This is a genomic window from Streptomyces sp. SP17BM10 (assembly GCF_036322405.1).
Taxonomy (GTDB): domain Bacteria; phylum Actinomycetota; class Actinomycetes; order Streptomycetales; family Streptomycetaceae; genus Kitasatospora.
The window spans coordinates 1-1422 of the sequence record NZ_JAQYXB010000134.1; the positions used below are offsets into that span (position 1 = coordinate 1).

At 56.3% G+C, this 1422-nt stretch carries 1 rRNA gene; it reads right to left on the reverse strand.

Annotation, left to right across the window (positions count from 1 at the left end):
* Positions 1-2 precede the first annotated feature (2 nt).
* Positions 3-1422 (reverse strand): 23S ribosomal RNA (locus PUR71_RS00490); the annotation flags it as partial.

Consider the following 1422-nt stretch of genomic DNA (forward strand, 5'->3'; position numbering starts at 1 on the left):
CTGAGGACAAGCCCTCGGCCTATTAGTACCGGTCAACTCCACCCCTCACAGGGCTTCCATATCCGGCCTATCAACCCAGTCGTCTACTGGGAGCCTTACCCTCTCAAGGAGGTGGGAGTGCTCATCTCGAAGCAGGCTTCCCGCTTAGATGCTTTCAGCGGTTATCCCTCCCGAACGTAGCCAACCAGCCATGCCCTTGGCAGAACAACTGGCACACCAGAGGTTCGTCCGTCCCGGTCCTCTCGTACTAGGGACAGCCCTTCTCAACACTCCTACGCGCACAGCGGATAGGGACCGAACTGTCTCACGACGTTCTAAACCCAGCTCGCGTACCGCTTTAATGGGCGAACAGCCCAACCCTTGGGACCTACTCCAGCCCCAGGATGCGACGAGCCGACATCGAGGTGCCAAACCATCCCGTCGATATGGACTCTTGGGGAAGATCAGCCTGTTATCCCCGGGGTACCTTTTATCCGTTGAGCGACGGCGCTTCCACAAGCCACCGCCGGATCACTAGTCCCTACTTTCGTACCTGCTCGACCCGTCAGTCTCACAGTCAAGCTCCCTTGTGCACTTACACTCAACACCTGATTGCCAACCAGGCTGAGGGAACCTTTGGGCGCCTCCGTTACCCTTTAGGAGGCAACCGCCCCAGTTAAACTACCCACCAGACACTGTCCCTGATCCGGATCACGGACCCAGGTTAGACATCCAGCACGACCAGAGTGGTATTTCAACGGCGACTCCACGACAACTGGCGTTGCCGCTTCACAGTCTCCCACCTATCCTACACAAGCCGAACCGAACACCAATATCAAGCTATAGTAAAGGTCCCGGGGTCTTTCCGTCCTGCTGCGCGAAACGAGCATCTTTACTCGTAATGCAATTTCACCGGGCCTATGGTTGAGACAGTCGAGAAGTCGTTACGCCATTCGTGCAGGTCGGAACTTACCCGACAAGGAATTTCGCTACCTTAGGATGGTTATAGTTACCACCGCCGTTTACTGGCGCTTAAGTTCTCAGCTTCGCCCCGACGAATCAGAGCTAACCGGTCCCCTTAACGTTCCAGCACCGGGCAGGCGTCAGTCCGTATACATCGCCTTACGGCTTCGCACGGACCTGTGTTTTTAGTAAACAGTCGCTTCTCGCTGGTCTCTGCGGCCACCCCCAGCTCAGACTGCAAGAGCCGTCACCAGGAATGGCCCCCCTTCTCCCGAAGTTACGGGGGCATTTTGCCGAGTTCCTTAACCATAGTTCACCCGAACGCCTCGGTATTCTCTACCTGACCACCTGAGTCGGTTTGGGGTACGGGCCGCCATGAAACTCGCTAGAGGCTTTTCTCGACAGCATAGGATCATCCACTTCACCACAATCGGCTCGGCATCAGGTCTCAGCCTTACATGTGAGGCGGATTTGCCTACC